The 16,602-nt window shown below is 71.8% G+C and carries 12 protein-coding genes; 2 read left to right on the forward strand and 10 right to left on the reverse strand.

Annotated elements, in window-relative coordinates; translation table 11 throughout:
- Positions 1-121: 121 nt before the first annotated feature.
- Positions 122-1,675, reverse strand: a complete 1,554-nt coding sequence (ffh, locus tag ABH928_RS00195) for a signal recognition particle protein (RefSeq protein ID WP_370060724.1) — start codon at positions 1,673-1,675, stop codon at positions 122-124.
- A 172-nt stretch (positions 1,676-1,847) separates the two neighbouring features.
- On the opposite strand from ffh, the gene ABH928_RS00200 reads away from it, so the two are divergent.
- Complete coding sequence (locus ABH928_RS00200) at positions 1,848-2,402, forward strand: hypothetical protein (protein ID WP_370060725.1); 555 nt, start codon at positions 1,848-1,850, stop codon at positions 2,400-2,402.
- Here the strand turns inward: ABH928_RS00200 and ABH928_RS00205 are convergent.
- The 4 genes from ABH928_RS00205 to ABH928_RS00220 all read right to left on the reverse strand — a co-directional run bounded on the left by ABH928_RS00205 (position 2,336) and on the right by ABH928_RS00220 (position 8,439).
- On the reverse strand, positions 2,336-4,870 hold the full coding sequence (locus tag ABH928_RS00205; RefSeq protein ID WP_370060726.1) for a [protein-PII] uridylyltransferase: 2,535 nt from the start codon (positions 4,868-4,870) through the stop codon (positions 2,336-2,338). The two genes, ABH928_RS00200 and ABH928_RS00205, sit on opposite strands and share 67 nt — an antisense overlap.
- 101 nt (positions 4,871-4,971) lie before the next feature.
- Positions 4,972-5,310 carry a P-II family nitrogen regulator gene (locus ABH928_RS00210; RefSeq protein WP_370061833.1) on the reverse strand — a complete coding sequence of 113 codons (339 nt, stop codon included), beginning with the start codon at positions 5,308-5,310 and terminating at the stop codon, positions 4,972-4,974.
- Position 5,311: 1 nt separating this feature from the next.
- Positions 5,312-6,697, reverse strand: coding sequence for an ammonium transporter (locus tag ABH928_RS00215; RefSeq protein ID WP_370060727.1), 1,386 nt, complete (start codon positions 6,695-6,697; stop codon positions 5,312-5,314).
- Positions 6,698-6,978: 281 nt separating this feature from the next.
- On the reverse strand, positions 6,979-8,439 hold the full coding sequence (locus tag ABH928_RS00220; protein WP_370060728.1) for a hypothetical protein: 1,461 nt from the start codon (positions 8,437-8,439) through the stop codon (positions 6,979-6,981).
- Between the two features lie 467 nt (positions 8,440-8,906).
- Between ABH928_RS00220 and ABH928_RS00225 the strand changes: the two genes are divergently transcribed.
- A complete protein-coding gene (locus tag ABH928_RS00225) occupies positions 8,907-9,434 on the forward strand; it encodes a hypothetical protein (RefSeq protein ID WP_370060729.1) in 528 nt (175 codons plus the stop codon).
- A gap of 17 nt (positions 9,435-9,451) precedes the next feature.
- Here ABH928_RS00225 and ABH928_RS00230 read toward each other — a convergent pair whose 3' ends face one another.
- From ABH928_RS00230 to ABH928_RS00250, 5 genes are all read right to left on the reverse strand, one after another.
- A complete protein-coding gene (locus tag ABH928_RS00230) occupies positions 9,452-10,246 on the reverse strand; it encodes an SDR family oxidoreductase (protein ID WP_370060730.1) in 795 nt (264 codons plus the stop codon).
- Positions 10,247-10,418: 172 nt separating this feature from the next.
- Entirely contained in the window at positions 10,419-11,639 is a 1,221-nt protein-coding gene (ftsY, locus tag ABH928_RS00235) for a signal recognition particle-docking protein FtsY (protein WP_370060731.1), read from the reverse strand.
- Positions 11,640-11,727: 88 nt separating this feature from the next.
- Positions 11,728-15,483 (reverse strand): chromosome segregation protein SMC, encoded by a 3,756-nt coding sequence (smc, locus tag ABH928_RS00240; protein ID WP_370060732.1) that lies wholly within the window; start codon positions 15,481-15,483, stop codon positions 11,728-11,730.
- A 243-nt stretch (positions 15,484-15,726) separates the two neighbouring features.
- Positions 15,727-15,927 (reverse strand): hypothetical protein, encoded by a 201-nt coding sequence (locus ABH928_RS00245; RefSeq protein ID WP_370060733.1) that lies wholly within the window; start codon positions 15,925-15,927, stop codon positions 15,727-15,729.
- Between the two features lie 394 nt (positions 15,928-16,321).
- The gene (locus ABH928_RS00250; RefSeq protein ID WP_370060734.1) at positions 16,322-16,600 is read right to left on the reverse strand and encodes an acylphosphatase; all 279 of its coding nucleotides are present in this window, start codon (positions 16,598-16,600) and stop codon (positions 16,322-16,324) included.
- Between the last annotated feature and the right edge of the window lie 2 nt (positions 16,601-16,602).

Raw genomic sequence — 16,602 nt, forward strand, 5'->3', positions numbered from 1 at the left:
GAACGCTAGCGCGTGCAAGCGGATCAGTTGGAGCTTTTAGGGGCGCGGGGAACTGCGCGACAAGCCACCCTGCGAGGTAGAAACCGTAACTTGGGGCGTGCGACGTCCCTGATCAGGTCGGTTACAGCAGGTCCTTGAACTCCTTGGGGAGTTCGAAGTCCGACGGGCCCTGGCCCGGGCCGAGGCCGAAGGCGCCGCCGGGCTGGGCGGCGGTGTCGTCCTTCTTCTGGGCGGCCTGCTGGGCCTCCTGCTGGCGCTTCAGCGGGTTGCCGCTCTGGCGCCGGCCCTTGGCCGCCTTCTGCTGCTTGGCCTTGCGGGCACCGCCGCCGCCCATACCCGGCATCCCCGGCATGCCCGGGATGCCCCTGCCGCCCGCCATCGCCGACATCATCTTGCGCGCCTCGAAGAAGCGCTCGATCAGGCTGCTGACCTCGGAGACGTGGACACCGGAGCCCTTGGCGATACGGGCCCGGCGCGAGCCGTTGACCAGCTTCGGGTCTTCGCGCTCCGCCGGGGTCATCGACTTGATGATCGCGCCGACGCGGGCGACGTCCTTGTCGTCGATGTTGTTGATCTGGTCGCGCATCTGCGCCATGCCCGGGAGCATGCCGAGCAGCTTGGTGATCGAGCCCATCTTGGAGACCTGCTCCAGCTGGGCCAGGAAGTCGCCGAGGCCGAACTCCTTGCCGCCCTTGCTGGCGAGCTTGGCGTGGACCTTGGCGGCCTCCTCCTGGGAGAAGGTCTTCTCGGCCTGCTCGATCAGCGAGAGGACGTCACCCATGCCGAGGATGCGCGAGGCCATCCGGTCCGGGTGGAACGCGTCGAAGTCGTCCAGCTTCTCGCCGTTGGAGGCGAACATGATCTGGCGGCCGGTGATGTGGGCCACCGAGAGGGCCGCGCCACCGCGCGCGTCGCCGTCCAGCTTGGACAGCACCACGCCGGTGAAGTCGACGCCGTCGAGGAAGGCCTGCGCGGTGGTGACCGCGTCCTGGCCGACCATGGCGTCGACGACGAAGAGGACCTCATCCGGGTTGACCGCGGCGCGGATGTCCGCCGCCTGCTGCATCATCTCGGCGTCGATGCCGAGGCGACCGGCGGTGTCGACGATGACCACGTCGTACTGCTTGGTCTTCGCGTAGTCGATCGAGTCCTTGGCGACCTTGACCGGGTCGCCGACGCCGTTGCCCGGCTCGGGGGCGTAGATCGCGACGCCCGCGCGCTCGGCCATCACGCCAAGCTGGGTCACCGCGTTCGGGCGCTGGAGGTCACAGGCGACCAGCAGGGGGGTGTGCTTCTGGTCCTTGAGCCACTTGGCCAGCTTTCCGGCCAGGGTCGTCTTACCGGCGCCCTGGAGACCGGCGAGCATGATGACCGTCGGGCCGGTCTTGGCGTAGCGGAGGCGGCGGGTCTCGCCACCGAGGATGCCGATCAGCTCCTCGTTGACGATCTTGATGACCTGCTGGGCCGGGTTCAGCGCGGCGGAGACCTCCGCGCCGGTCGCGCGCTCCTTGATCCGGGCGATGAAGGCACGGACCGCCGGGAGGGCGACATCCGCCTCCAGCAGCGCGATCCGGATCTCGCGGGCGGTGGCGTCGATGTCCGCCTCGGACAGGCGGCCCTTGCCCCGAAGGTTCTTGAACGTCGCTGCGAGGCGGTCGGAAAGTGTGTCGAACACGTCGGTCGCGGGTCCTTGTGACTCGGGGGCGGGTAAGGCTGTCGACCCCCAGGGTATCCGGACGGCCGCGTGTCCTTGGAACGCACCCGGAAGCCACCCGTACGGAGGCACCCTGTGGACACCCCACGCGTGCCTGCGCCCCCGACCGCCCCACCGTCACCAGCATGGGCCTATGTCGCTGGTTGCCAAGCTGATCTACGCCCGCCGGAATCCGCTGCTGAGACGTCTGGTGCAGGAGGTGCTCGCCCTCTACGGGGTGGAGGTGCCCGCCGCCGTCGAGATCGGGCCGGGGCTGCTCGTCTTCCACCGGGGCTTCGGGCTGGTCCTGCACCCCTACACCACGCTGGGCGCGGACGTCGTGCTCTACAACAACGTCACCATCGGCCGCGCGGACCCGTGGGTGCCGCAGGAGCTGAGCCGGATGGAGCGGGTCGTCGTCGAGGACGGGGCCGTGCTCTGCACGGGCGCACGGGTGGTCTGCAAGGAGGGCGTGCTGACCGTGGGCCGGGGGACGATCGTCGGCGCCAACGCTGTGCTGACGCGGTCCACCGGCCCGAACGAGATCTGGGCCGGGGTGCCGGCCCGCCGGATCGGCTTCCGGGAACCCCTGCCCGGCCGCTCCGACGAGCCCGCACCGCATGCTCAGGCGACCAGCAACGGTCAGGCCACCAACGCGCGCTCCACCGACCGCGCCAGCTCCGTCGCCGCCGCGTCCGAGAGCGGTTGACCGGCCTGGTCGGTGAGGTAGAAGGCGTCGACTGCGTCCGCACCCAGGGTGGAGATCCGGGCCCGGTGGACGCGGACGCCGGTGCCCTCCAGTGCGACGCCGATCCGGTGCAGCAGGCCGGGGGCGTCGTGGGCACGGACCTCCAGCACGGTCGCCGACGCGCTGCTGCCCCGCGCCACGGTGACCCGGGGCGGCGGGGCGACGCTGCCGCGACGCCGGGGCGCGGCAGCGTCCCGCTCGGCGAGGCGACGGGTGACGTCCAGGCCGCCGTCGAGGGCGCGGCGGATGTCGGCGCGCAGCCGGGCCGCCTCGGGTACCTCGCCGAACTCGGCCGAGACCTTCCAGGTCAGCACCAGCACCACGCCCGCGCCGACCGGGTCGAGCTCACGGATCGCCGCCGCGCGGACGGTGAGGCGGTGCAGGGCCAGCACCCCGGCCACGGTCGGCAGCACGGACGGGCGGTCCGGCAGCGCCAGGGTGAGCTCGACGCCCATCGGTTCCGGCCCGTCGGCGCCCGAGACGATGCCCCGGTCTGCCGCGCTGTCGACGCCTCGGTCGACGCGGCCCTCGGCCTCGGCGCGGACGGAGACGACCGGGCCTCCGGTGCGGGCGGCCTCGACGGCGAGGCGCTCCTCCTCGGTGGTCGGTTCCAGGCCGGTCTCCGGCGCGGGCGGCTCCCCGGCCAGGACCGCTGCGGCACGCTGCACCAGGTCGGCGACGAGCGTGGCACGCCAGGTGCTCCACGCCGCCGGACCGGTGGCCAGGGCGTCGGCCTCGGTGAGCGCGTGCAGCAGCTCCAACGTGCCCGCGCTGCGGACGACGGAGGTGATCGCCTCGATCGTGGCCGGGTCGTCCGGGTCGCGCCGGGTCGCGGTCTCGACGAGCAGGAGATGGTGGCGGACCAGGAGCGCCAGCGTCTCCACGTCCGCCTTGTCGAAGCCGAGACGGGCCGCGACATCGCGGGTGATCACCTCGCCGGCCTCGGAGTGGTCGCCCGGCCAGCCCTTGCCGATGTCGTGCAGGAAGGCAGCGACCAGCAGCAGGTCGGGACGGGCGACGCGGCGGGTCATCGCGGCGGCCCGGACCGCCGTCTCGACCAGGTGGCGGTCCACGGTCCAGCGGTGGACGGCGTTGCGCTGCGGGCGGCAGCGGACCCGCTCCCAGTCCGGCAGCAGCCTGGCGACGAGGCCCTCCGCCTCCAGCGCCTCCCAGACCGGGATCGCGCTCTCCCCCGCGCCGAGCAGCGTGATCAGCTGCTCGCGCGCCTCGCGTGGCCACGGGACCGGCAGCGGCTTGGTCTCGGCGGCCAGGCGGCGCACCGTCGACGGCGCCAGCGGCAGGTCCGCCTGCGCCGCGGCGGCAGCGGCCCGCAGCGGCAGCACCGGATCCTGTCCCGGACGCGCGGGCGCGGCGAGCACCGCCTCGCCGTCCATCTCCACCACGCCCTCGGCCAGCGGACGACGCGGCACCGGGCCCCGTCCCGCTGCTGCGCCGCCCGCGCCGAAGCCACCGACCCCGCCTCCGCCGAAACCGAAGACGCGACGGCCGCGTCCGCTGCGGGACCGCAGCACCCGCTCCACCTCGCGCCAGCTGACGTCGGAGGCGTAGGCGACGACGCGGGCCGCCTCGTACACCTCGCGGAGCAGGATGTCCGCGTCGAGCAGGCCCAGTCGGGCGGCGACGGCGTCCTGTTCCTGCAGCGTGAGCCGGTCCGTGGCGCGGCCGGTGACCAGGTGCAACGCGTCACGGACGTCACGCAGCCGCCCGGCCGCCTCGCTCAGCCCGGCGCGCGGCGCGTCGGCGATCCAGGAGGCGGCGACGGCGCCCAGCGCGGTGACGTCCCGCAGCCCGCCGCGTGCCTCCTTCAGGTCGGGCTCCAGCAGAAAGGCCAACTCGCCCTGCCGTTCCGCACGTTCGCGGCAGAGCCGGTGCAGCTCGGGCAGCCGCTTGGGCGCGGTGGCACGCCAGTCGGCGAGGACGGTGGAGCGCAGTTGCGCGGTGAGCTCCGCGTCGCCCGCGATGTGTCGGGCATCGAGCAGGCCCAGCTGCGCCTTGAGGTCCTCGGCGGCGACCTTGCGGGCCTGGCCGAGGTCACGGACGGAGTGGTCGAGCGCCAGACCCAGGTCCCAGATCGGGTACCAGAGCTGTTCGGCGAGGGCGGCGACGGAACCGGGGCCGGTGCCACGCGTGCCGCCGTCGTGGAGCAGCAGCACGTCGAGGTCGCTGCGCGGGGAAAGTTCGCCGCGTCCGTAGCCGCCGACGGCGACCAGGGCGACGCCTTCGTACGACCGCTCCCCCAGCGCTTCCGCGAGCAGTCCGGAGAGCCAACGATCCGTCAGTTCCGACAGTGCGGCCCGGCGTTGGGCTCCGGTCAGGCCGTTCCCGTTCCCGTCCTCGCGCTCCTCCTCGCGCAGCAGCGCAAGCCGCTGGGCGGCGTATCCGGTCTCCTCGCCCTGCTGGTCCGTCACGTCGCTCCTCCGGTGTGCGGATACGGCGGAGCGGATCCGCGGCCCTCCTCGGCCCTCGGATCCGCTGCCGCCCCTGCTCTCCGTTACCTGCTACCCGCTGCTTACAGCGCGTCCGGGCCGCGTTCGCCGGTGCGGACCCGCACCGCCGTCTCGACCGGGATGCTCCAGACCTTGCCGTCGCCGATCCTGCCGGTGCGGGCGGCCTTGACGATGACCTCTATGACGCCGTCCGCGTCGTCGTCCTCCGTCAGCACCTCTATCCGCACCTTCGGGACCAGGTCGACGGTGTACTCCGCGCCCCGGTAGACCTCGGTGTGCCCGCGCTGGCGGCCGTAGCCGCTGGCCTCCGTGACGGTCAGGCCGTGGACGCCGAAGGCCTGCAGCGCCTCCTTGATGTCGTCCAGCCGGTGGGGCTTGACCACTGCGGTGATGAGCTTCATCTCAGGCATCGACCTTCTTCTCGGCGGGGCTCGCGGCGCCGTCGGGCGCGCCGACAGCGTCGTCAGCAGCACCGGCGTCGGCGGCGACAGTAGTGGACACCGAGGGCTTCGGCGCCAGCGCCTTGGACAGGGCCGCGCCGACCGCGCTGAAGTCGTAGGCGGACTCGGCGTGCTCGGCCTGGTCGATACCGGCCAGCTCGACGTCCTCGGAGACCCGGAAGCCGATGGTCTTGTCGATCGCCTTGCCGATCAGCCAGGCCAGCGTGAAGGAGTAGACCGCGACCACGCCCACGCCCATCGCCTGCTTGCCCAGCTGCGTGAATCCGCCGCCGTAGAAGAGACCCTTGGCCGGCGAACCGCCACCGCCGGTGGCCAGCAGGCCGATCAGCAGCGCACCGGCCGCGCCGCCGACCGCGTGGACGCCGACCACGTCGAGCGAGTCGTCGAAGCCGAACTTGTACTTGAGGCTGATGGTCCAGGCGCAGAGCGCACCGCAGGCCAGACCGAGGCCGATCGAGCCGAGCGGGCTGATGTAGGCACAGGCCGGGGTGATCGCGACCAGGCCGGTGACCGCACCGGACGCCGCACCCAGCGAGGTGAACGCGCCGTGCTTGATCTTCTCGTAGGTCAGCCAGCCGATCATGGCCGCGGCGGTGGCGATCTGGGTGTTGATGAAGGCGAGCCCGGCCAGACCGTTGGCGGCCAGCGCCGAACCGGCGTTGAAGCCGAACCAGCCGAACCAGAGCAGCCCGGAGCCGAGCATCACCAGCGGCAGGCTGTGCGGACGCATCGGGTCCTTCTTGAAGCCGATCCGCTTGCCCAGCACCAACGCCAGCGCGAGGCCCGCGACCCCCGCGTTGAGGTGAACCGCCGTGCCGCCCGCGAAGTCCAGGACGCCGTTGCGGTCACCCAGCCAGCCGCCCTTGCCGCCGTCGAACATGAAGACCCAGTGCGCGACCGGGAAGTAGACGATGGTCACCCAGAGCGCGACGAAGAGCGCCCAGGCGGAGAACTTGGCCCGGTCCGCGATCGCGCCGGAGACCAGCGCCGGTGTGATCACCGCGAACATCAGCTGGAATGCGGAGAAGGCGAACACCGGAATGGTTCCGGACAGAGAGTTCATCCCGATGTGGCGCATGCCGAGCATCGAGAGATTTCCGATCAGGCCGTGGAAGGCATCCGGCCCGAATGCGATCGAGTAGCCGTAGAGCACCCACAACACTGTGACGATGCCGAGCGCGATAAAGCTCATGACCAGCATGTTCAGGGTGCTCTTCACCCTGACCATGCCGCCGTAGAAGAAAGCGAGACCGGGCGTCATCAACATGACCAGTGCTGCGCTTATGAGTACGAAGGCGGTGTCGCCACCGCTGAAGCCGCTGGGCATCGGCGTCTCCTCGATATGTCGGGCCGTTCCGTCCCCGGGTATCCGTCCCGTGCCCCCGGGGCCGTCGGCTGATGTCGAGGAGATTGACGCAGGCCCGTTTCCGTCGATGCGTGCAGATGTTTCACGGGCGTGACGAAGCTGACGCCGGTGTTACGCACCGGTGAACCCCAGCTCACCGAAAACCGGCCGCGAGAACCGTCCGAATGACCTGGCGTGGGGGTGCCGAGTCGGGTGAAGGGGGACGGGCCTCACGGCCGGAGACTTTCCGGAGTTCGCGCTGATCAGGCGGAATTCCGCTGGGCCAGGGAGTCAGGGAGAGTCTGGTCGATCTGCTCGCGCAGCTCCCGCACCCGCTCGACGCCCTTGAACTCGCGGACGGCCGCCTCGGTCGTCTTGCGCAGGCGCGTGTTGACACGCTCGGAGCGGATCTGCGCGGCTATCTCCATGGCCTGCTCGGCAGAGTCCGCCGCGGCGTCCGGCTGCCGCTGGAGCAGGTGGACGCTGGCCATGCCGATCAGGTTGAGCGCGTACGAGCGCTTGTGGTCCGCGTCCTCCGCGAAGAGCTCGACAGCCTGCGAGATCTCGGGCTCGGCCTGCAGTGCGTACACCTGGCTGCGGCCGGTGTGGTAGCAGAGGTCGCGGTACGAGTGGCCGTTCTCGGCGTGGAGTTCGGCCTCGGAGAAGAAGTTCAGCCAGTCGGGCGCGACGTCCTTGGCACCGGCGTCGTCGAAGGCGTCCTCGGCGTGACGGGCGGCCCGGTAGCACTTGTTGGGCTCGCCGAGATTGGCGTAGGCGCGCGCCTCCATGGCGTGCATCAGCGCGAGTTGGCGCGAAGTCGCCGTGTCACGGGAGCCGTACTGGGCCAGGTGGATCAGTTCCAGGGCGTCGTTGGGCCGGTTGAGGTGGATCATCTGCCGGCACATGTCGGTCAGCACCAGCCCGCCGAAGGGCCGGTCACCGGCCTCCTTGGCGGCGTGCAGCGCGAGCACGTAGTACTTCTGGGCGCTCGGGTGCATGCCCACGTCGTAGGACATCCAGCCCGCGAGATGGGCGAGTTGGGCGGTGGTCTGGAAGAGGCGCTTGGTGGTCTGCGGGCTGTAGCTCTCCTGGAGCAGGTCGCAGACCTCGTGCAGCTGGCCGACGACGGCCTTGCGGCGCAGGCCGCCGCCGTTCTGGGCGTCCCACTGACGGAACATCACCACGGTGGACTCGAGCAGGTCCAGCTCGGGGGCGGAAAGGCGGCCGGTCACCGGGGCGCCCTCGCGGGCGGCGGTCAGCGCGGTGGTCGGCATGCCGTTGGCTGCGGGGCTCAGCCAGCGCTGCATCGGCTCGATCAGGGCGGAGCCCGCGGTCAGGGCGAGGGAGGTGCCGAGGAAGCCCCGGCGGTTGAGCATCAGGTCGCTGCGGGAGTACTCGGAGATCAACTGGACGGTCTGCTCGCCGTTCCAGGGCAAATCGATGCCCGACCCGGCGGTGAGCGGGGCGACCGCCTTGAGGCCGAGGTCCTCGATCGGGACCGGCGAGCCGAAGCGATCGGAGAAGAGCTCGGAGAGGATCTTCGGGATCGGCTCACGCGGCTGTTCACCGTCCAGCCAACGGCGCACCCGCGAGGTGTCCGTGCTGATGTGCGCGGCGCCCATCTGCCGGGCCCTGCGGTTGACCTGTCTGGCCAACTCGCCCTTGGACCAGCCACTCCTGACGAACCACGCCGTCAGCTTCTCGTTGGGTTGCTTGTCGCCCACCGGAACGCCCCCATCCCGGGCTCTGTCTGGCCGTCAGATTCCGTGTCAGCGCGAAAGGTTGGCATCAATGCCACTGGCATACCCGCTGACGTGCTCATGTCTGCGAGAGTCCTCGACCCTGCAGCAGGAACGTAGCGCGATTTGCGCCGTCCGGGGGAGCGAGTGCACGAAAACGCCACCTTTCGCCACCCCTACGAGTGAACTTCCGGCGCTGGTCCCACGCTTCACTGGTGTTCAGGACCCCTGCAGCACAGCAGGGTTCCTGGATAGCACGGCCGGCCGCCACCCCCGCGGTCCAGTCCGAATTGTCCCGGCGTGCATCAGGCGCCGACGCGCCCCGGTTCCCGCTCCACGGACAGCGCGCCCCACCGGCAGGGCTCCGCCAGGAATCCGCCGCAGTTCCGCCGCAGTTCCGCCGGCTGCCGTAACCAAGGCATCCCCCGATCGGTTGGAGGTGAGTGGACTTGATGAGCACCGACACCCTCTTCAACGAACGCTTCGGCGACGTCCGGCTCCGGAGTCAGCGCCGACGCGCCCGTGCCCACCAGGGCGAGGCCGCGGCGGAGTACGCCACGCGCTGGGGCTGGTCCGTCGCCTTCGACGGACCGTGGGTCCGCCTGCTCACCGGCCGCGGCTTCGACGTCCTCGACGTCCCGGAGTCCGCCGGACGCGAGTCCCTGGTCCGGCTCGAACGGATCGGCGTCCGCCCCGGTCCGGTGCTGGCCGCGGGCTCGCGCGCGCTCTTCCTGGTCAGCCCCGACACCGCCCGGCACCTGCCCGAGCTGCTCTACCGCACGGGCTGGGACGACGCCGAGCTCGACCTCGTCTGCCACGGCCCCGGCGGCTCCGTCCCCGCGCCGCCCTCCCCCGGCACACGCTGGCTGCGCCCGCCGACCCCGGAGAACGCCACCCGCCCGCCGCACGCCAAGCTGCTGCTCGGCACGCTCGCCTACGCCAGCCACCGCGGCGTGCCGGAGCTGGTCGGGCGACGCTGAGCTGACCTGACGATACGTCAGGTGGCTGTTCGCGAGCCCGCCGTGTGCGCGCCCGTGTGCTCGGCGAGGTAGACCTCCCAGCTGCGGTGGCCGACCGTGGTCCGCTCCCCCAGCGCGAGGTTGTCGCCGCCCCGGTAGGCACGGCCGACCTTGCCCGGCAGGTGGAGCGGGAGCAACGGCCGGCGCTTCCCCCGCGCGGCGAGGTAGCTGCGCGCCAGCTCCCCCATCGAGTAGACGGTCGGACCGGCCAGGTCCGGGACGAGTCCGGCGGGCTCGCCGAGCGCCAACTCGGCCAGACGGTCGGCGACATCACGCGGGTCGACCGGCTGCCACCGCATCCCGCCGGGCGCCGGGACCACCGGCATCTTCGTCATCTTCTCCATCACCAGCAGCGTCAGGCTGTGGAACTGGGCCGGGCGCAGCACCGTGTACGGGATGCCCGAGTCGACGATCGCCCGCTCCGCCGCCAGCTTCATCCGGAACCAGGCGAGCGGGACGGTGTCCACACCGATCGCGGAGACGTGGACGAGGTGCCGGACGCCGGCCTTCCTCGCCGCCGCGACCAGGTTGCGGGCCACGGTCTCGTCCCCCTTGGCCGCGCCCGCGATGTGCACCACGGTCTCCACGCCCGCCAGCGCGGCGTCGAGGCCGTCGCCGGTCAGCAGGTCGCCGACCGCGAAGGCGATCCCCGGCTCGTCCGGGTGGGCATGACGCGAGACGATCCGCACGTCGCGCCCGGCGGCGCGCAGCTTCGGGACGACCAGGCTGCCCAGGGTTCCGGTGCCGCCGGTGACCAGGATGGGTGAGGTCATGTCGCTCTCCAGGGTCGTGAATCTCTCTCCACCATGGCTCACACAGCGATGACCCCGACCGGCCCGGGAGTGTGACAACCGCACGAGAAGGCGCGGGGAGAGGTCGTCGCGCGAAAGACGGCGGCCCGCGCCGTCCGGGAGGACGACACGGGCCGGGGAAGGCGACGTGGACTCAGCCGAGGAGTGCGTCGACGAAGGCCGCGGGGTCGAAGGGAGCAAGGTCGTCGGCGCCCTCGCCGAGACCGATCAGCTTGACCGGGACACCCAGCTGGCGCTGGACGGAGATGACGATGCCACCCTTGGCGGTCCCGTCCAGCTTGGTCAGCACGATGCCGGTGATGTCGACCACCTCGGCGAAGACCTTCGCCTGGACCAGGCCGTTCTGACCGGTGGTGGCGTCCAGGACCAGGAGCACCTCGTCGACCGGGCCGTGCTTCTCGACGACGCGCTTGACCTTGCCGAGCTCGTCCATCAGGCCGGTCTTGGTGTGCAGACGGCCGGCGGTGTCGACCAGGACGGTGTCCGCGCCCTCGGCGATGCCCTCCTTGACCGCGTCGAAGGCCACCGAGGCCGGGTCGCCTGCCTCCGGGCCGCGCACCGTGCGGGCACCGACGCGCTCGCCCCAGGTCTGCAGTTGGTCGGCGGCGGCGGCGCGGAAGGTGTCGGCCGCGCCGAGGACCACCGTGTGGCCGTCGGCGACCAGCACACGGGCCAGCTTGCCGCTGGTGGTGGTCTTGCCGACGCCGTTGACGCCGACGACCAGGAGGACGGCCGGGCGGGCCGGGGTCTCCTCGTCGTGGCGGGCGACGTGCAGGGTGCGGTCGAGGCTCGGTTCGATGAGGGTGATCAGCTCCTCGCGCAACAGGTTGCGGAGCTCCTCCGGGGTGCGGGTGCCGAGCACCTTGACGCGGGTACGCAGCCGCTCGACCAGCTCCTGGGTCGGCTGGACGCCGACGTCGGCGGTGAGCAGCAGCTCCTCGATCTCCTCCCAGGTGTCCTCGTCGAGGCGGTCCCGGGAGAGCAGGGTGAGCAGGCCCTTGCCCAGGGAGTTCTGCGAGCGCGACAGGCGCGACCGCAGCCGGGTGAGCCGACCGGCGGTCGGCTCCGGGACCTCCAGGGCCGGAGCCTCGGCGGCCTGGGCCTGCGCGGCCTCGGTCGGGAGCTCGACCTCCTCGACGGTGCGGCCCTGCTCGGGTGCCGTGACCGCGGCATCCTCGCCGACCTGTGGCTCCGCCGTCGGCTCGGCCGTGGCGGCGGGAGCGGGCTTGGTGATCTGCGGCTGCGCCGGAGGTGCGGGCGGCAGCTGCTTGCGCCGTCGGCCGTTGACGACGAGACCGGTGGTCGCCCCGATGGCGACCACAGCGATGACTACAGCAAGAATGACGTATTCCATGGCCACCCCAGTATCGGGCACAGCCATCGGCGACTTGCCGCTGTGTGACGTTTGTCCAACAAGTCACCCGTTTGTCGCGCTGCTTGCGCTATTCGACGGCCGCCCCGACCGGCTCGGTCGCAGTCGGCTCAGTCACGGTCGGCTCGGCTTCGGGATCGGCCTCCGGCTCGGCGTCCGGGCGGCGGATCCGGCGCGGGGCCTTGCGAGGCTCGTCGCGCAGGCGCTGGCTGATCACCTGGGAGATGCCGTCGCCGCGCATGGAGACGCCGTAGAGCGCGTCGGCGCACTCCATGGTCAGCTTCTGGTGGGTGATCACGATCAGCTGCGAGTTGTCCCGCAGCTCCTCCATGATCGCGATCAGTCGGCGCAGGTTGGTCTCGTCCAGTGCCGCCTCGACCTCGTCCATCACGTAGAACGGGCTGGGGCGCGCCTTGAAGATCGAGACCAGCAGGGCGACGGCGGTCAGCGAGCGCTCGCCGCCGGAGAGCAGCGAGAGCCGCTTGACCTTCTTGCCCGGCGGCCGGGCCTCGACCTCGATGCCCGTGGTCAGCATGTTGTCCGGGTCGGTCAGCACCAGCCGTCCCTCGCCGCCCGGGAAGAGCCGGGAGAAGACGCCCTCGAACTCGCGTGCCGTGTCGTGGTACGCGGCGGTGAAGACCTGCTCGACCCGCTCGTCGACCTCCTTGACCACGGTCAGCAGGTCACGGCGGGTGGTCCTGAGGTCCTCCAACTGCTCGGAGAGGAACTGGTGGCGCTCCTCCAGCGCGGCGAACTCCTCCAGCGCCAGCGGGTTGACCTTGCCGAGCTGGGCATAGGCCTTCTCCGCCGCCTTGAGCCGCTTCTCCTGCTCGGCGCGGCGGAAGGGACGCGGCTGTGAGCCCGCGACGTCAGCCGCAGATGTTCTCGCCTCGGGCTCCTCACCCTCGGGCTCCTCATCCGCGGCGGGGAGGGACGGCGGAACCGGCTGGTCCGGGCCGTACTCGGCGAGCAGCGCGGCGGACTCGATGCCGTGCTCCTCCAGCGCCTTGGCCTCCAACTGCTCGATCCGGAGCCGCTTCTCGGCGCGGAGCACCTCGTCGCGGTGGACCGTGTCGGTCAGCCTGTCGAGCTCCGCCTTCAGTTCGCGACTGCGGACGCGTTCGCGGCCCAACTCCGCGTCGCGGGCGGCGCGCTGCTGCTCGGCGGTGGCCTTGTCGGCAGCTGCGGCGGTGAGCGCGTGCTCGACGTGGGCCAGCAGCTGACGGGCACCCTCGGCGACCGCGGTGGCGACCTGCGCCTCGTGCCGGGCGCGGGCAGCACGGGCGGCGGCGCGTGCCCTGGCCTCGCGCTCGGCGCGTGCGCCCCGGTCGAGCGAGTCGGCGCGCCCGGCGAGCCCGCGGACGCGCTCCTCGTGCGTGCGGACGGCCAGCCGGGCCTCCATCTCGCCCGCACGGGCGCGGGCGGCCTCAGCGTCGAGCTGCTCCCGGCGGCCGGTGTCCGGCTCCTCGGCGGCCGGGAGCTCCTCGGCGACCAGCAGCCGCTCCTCCAGCTCGGCCAGGTCCATCGCGGCCTGCTCCTGCGCCTCGGTGGCCTTCGCGGCTGCGGCGGCGAGCCGCTCCGCCTCCCCCGCCGCGCCGCGCGCCTGCCCGGCCAGCCGGCCGACCTGCTGCGCTATGGCCGCCTTCTCCTTCTCGGCGGCGCGGCGCACCACGGAGATCTCCTCGACCTGCACGGCCAGCTCCTTGCGGCGCGCGGTGGCGGCGTCGACCTCCTCACGCAGCGTCTCCCGACGGGTGACGAGCACGGTGAGCCCGGTCTCGGCCTCGTCGACGGCGGCCTGCGTCTCCAGCCCGCTCGGCGCGCCGGCGGACCCGCCGTAGGCGTAGGCGGCGCCCAGCACGTCGCCCTCGCCGGTGACCGCCGTCAGCGAGGGGCGAGTCGCGACCAGTGCCTCGGCCTCGTCGAGCGTCTCGACGACGACGTAGCCGTGCAGCAACGTCCGCACGGCGGACAGCAGTTCGTCCGGGCCGGAGACCAGCGTGGCGGCCCGGGTCGCTCCGGCGGGCAGGTCGGCAGTCCCGGACGCCGGGCTCTGGTACGCGGGGCTCTCGTGTGCAGGGCTCTCGTGTGCAGGGGCCTCAACGGGTGCTCCACCGATGAGCAGCGCCGCGCGGCCCGCGTCGTCCTTGCGCAAGAGGCGGAGCGCGTCCGCGGCAGCGGCGACCGTGGTGACGGCGATCGCATCGGCGGCGCGGTCGAGCGCGGCGGCCACGGCGGTCTCCGCGCCCGGGGCGATGGTGAGGTGCCCGGCGGCCGGACCGAGCAGGCCGGTCAGCCGGTCGGTGGCGGCGAGCAGCGCGCCGCTGCCGTCCTTGCGCCGGAGCGCGAGCGCCAGCGCGTCGCGCCTTGCCGTGAGCGCGGCATGCTCCCGATCGGCCGCGGAGAGCGCGTCGCGGGCCCGCGACTGGGTCTCCTCAGCGGCTGACAAGGCGTCACGCAGCTCGGCGAGTTCGGCGTCGCGGGCGTCGTCGGCCGTGTCGAGGGAGTCGGCCTGCTCCTGCAGCGCTTCGTACTCGATTTGTGCCGCTTCCGCGCGTTCGAGCGCGGCGTCGCGGGCCTCGGCCAGGCGACCGATCTCCTCCCCCGCGCCCGCGGCACGCGAGCGCGCCGCTGCCACCTTGCCCTGGAGCCGGGCCAACCCCTCGCGGCGGTCGGCCAGGGCGCGGGCCGCCGCACGCAGCGCCTGCTCCTCGGCCGCCAGTTCGCGCTCCAGCTCGGCCCGGCGCTCGACGGTCTCGGCCAGCGCGTACTGGGCCTGCTCCAGCGCCTCGGCCAGCTCCGCCTCCTCGGCGCGGATCCGGGCGGCCTCGCGCTCCATGTCCTCGGGGTCGCGACCGCGCCGCTCCTCCGCCTGCGGGGAGCGGGCGTGGCGGACCTTGGCCTCGGCCAGACCGATCGTCCCGCGCACCCGCTCGGCCAGCGACGAGAGGGCGAACCAGGACTGCTGCGCCTGCTCCACGGCCGGGCCGAGCTGCGCGACCTGCGCCTCCAGCACCGCCTCGCGTTGCTGCAGCTGCGCCAGCTCCTGCTCCACGCCGCTGCGTCGCAGCCGCAGCGCCATCTCGTCGGCGATCTCCTCCTCGACGGCCTTGCGCAGCGTCACCATGTCGTCGGCGAGCAGCCGCAGCCGCGCGTCCCGCAGGTCGGCCTGGATCACGGCCGCGCGGCGGGCGATCTGCGCCTGGCGGCCCAGCGGTTTGAGCTGCCGCCGCAGTTCGCCGACCAGGTCCTGAACGCGCGTCAGATTGGCCTGCATCGCGTCGAGTTTCCGCAGCGCCTTCTCCTTGCGCTTGCGGTGCTTGAGGACGCCGGCAGCCTCCTCGATGAACGCGCGGCGGCCCATCGGGTCGGCGTGCAGGACCGAGTCGAGCTGACCCTGGCCGACGATGACGTGCATCTCCCGGCCGATGCCGGAGTCGGAGAGCAGCTCCTGGATGTCGAGCAGCCGGCAGGTGTCGCCGTTGATCGCGTACTCGCTGCCGCCGTTCCGGAACATCGTCCGCGAGATGGTGACCTCGGAGTACTCGATCGGCAGCGCGCCGTCGGTGTTGTCGATGGTGAGCGCGACCTCGGCGCGTCCCAGCGGCGGACGGCCGGTCGTGCCGGCGAAGATGACGTCCTCCATCTTGCCGCCGCGCAGCGACTTGGCGCCCTGCTCGCCCATCACCCAGCTCAGCGCGTCCACCACGTTCGACTTGCCGGAGCCGTTGGGGCCGACCACGCAGGTGATGCCGGGCTCGAAGCGCAGGGTGGTCGCGGAGGCGAACGACTTGAAACCGCGCAGCGTGAGGCTCTTCAGATGCACCGGCGCCGACCTCCTACGTCCCTTTCGGGGACACCCTAGTCGTCACCAGGCCACGAGCCGGGTGACGGCTCGGTTTCATCCGAGTGTGTAAGGGGCATCTCTCCCACGAGGGATTGACAACGGGGTGTGACACAGCGGGGACGGTCGGTGGCGGTGTCCGGGAACGACGAAGGGACGCCGGGTAGGCGTCCCTTGCACAATCCAGCTGACGATGCCGTCGCGCTGCTGACCTTTGCGGAAAGGTCAGGAGAAAGCCGGTACCGCCTGGGCTGCGTCAATGCGGAGCAACTGCTCGTGGTCCGCGACGGCCTGCAGCGAGTCGTTCTCGGCCTGCATCCGTACAAGCTCGGATTCCAGGTCCTGGACACGCTGCTGGAGACGTCGCATCTCGGCGAGCAGTCGGGGGTCGGGTCCGCCGACGTAACCGAGAAGCGCCTTTGCCATGATGGATGGTCCTCCACGCTGAGTGACCGACCGCAGATGTGGGGTCGTGTGAAGTGGGCCGCACCTGAGTGACGCCCTCGCAAGGCTGTACGGGGCCGATAAGCCTTGATTGGACGTACGGGTGCGCGGGTTTCCAGCGTCTCACCAAACGCGCAGGCGGTCAACACGATCACAGCGTGCTACAACCGCCGGGCGGCCCGTGCAGCGGAGTCGTCACGCTGCGTTCCTCGGCGATATTGCTGGTGCGCAGTCAACCACGGACTTCCCGGAAACGCAACCAGTCGTTTCCCTGGAGCTGCAGGTCAGCGTCATGACGCTGACCGATAGAGCGAGGCTCACAGTTGACGGTTCAATGGGTCGCCCGGCGTCGACCGCGGCCGTCGCCGACGCGGGGTCAGCGGATCGCGAACCCCTCGTAGCCGCCCTCCGGCTTGCCCCAGATTTCCGTCACACCGTCCACGCGGCCGGGAGTGTCACCGTGGCGCAGCAGCTGCAGCAGCGCTTCGCACTGCTCACGGCTGCCCTCGGCGACGACCTGGACGCGGCCGTCGCCGAGGTTGGACGCGTAGCCCAGCAGCCCGATCTCCAGCGCCCTCGACCGGGTCCACCAACGGAAGCCGACCTGCTGCACCGCACCGCGCACCCAGGCGGTCATCCGGACGTCCTCAGTCATGG

The sequence above is a fragment of the Streptacidiphilus sp. MAP5-3 genome, assembly GCF_041262505.1.
Classification (GTDB): domain Bacteria; phylum Actinomycetota; class Actinomycetes; order Streptomycetales; family Streptomycetaceae; genus Streptacidiphilus.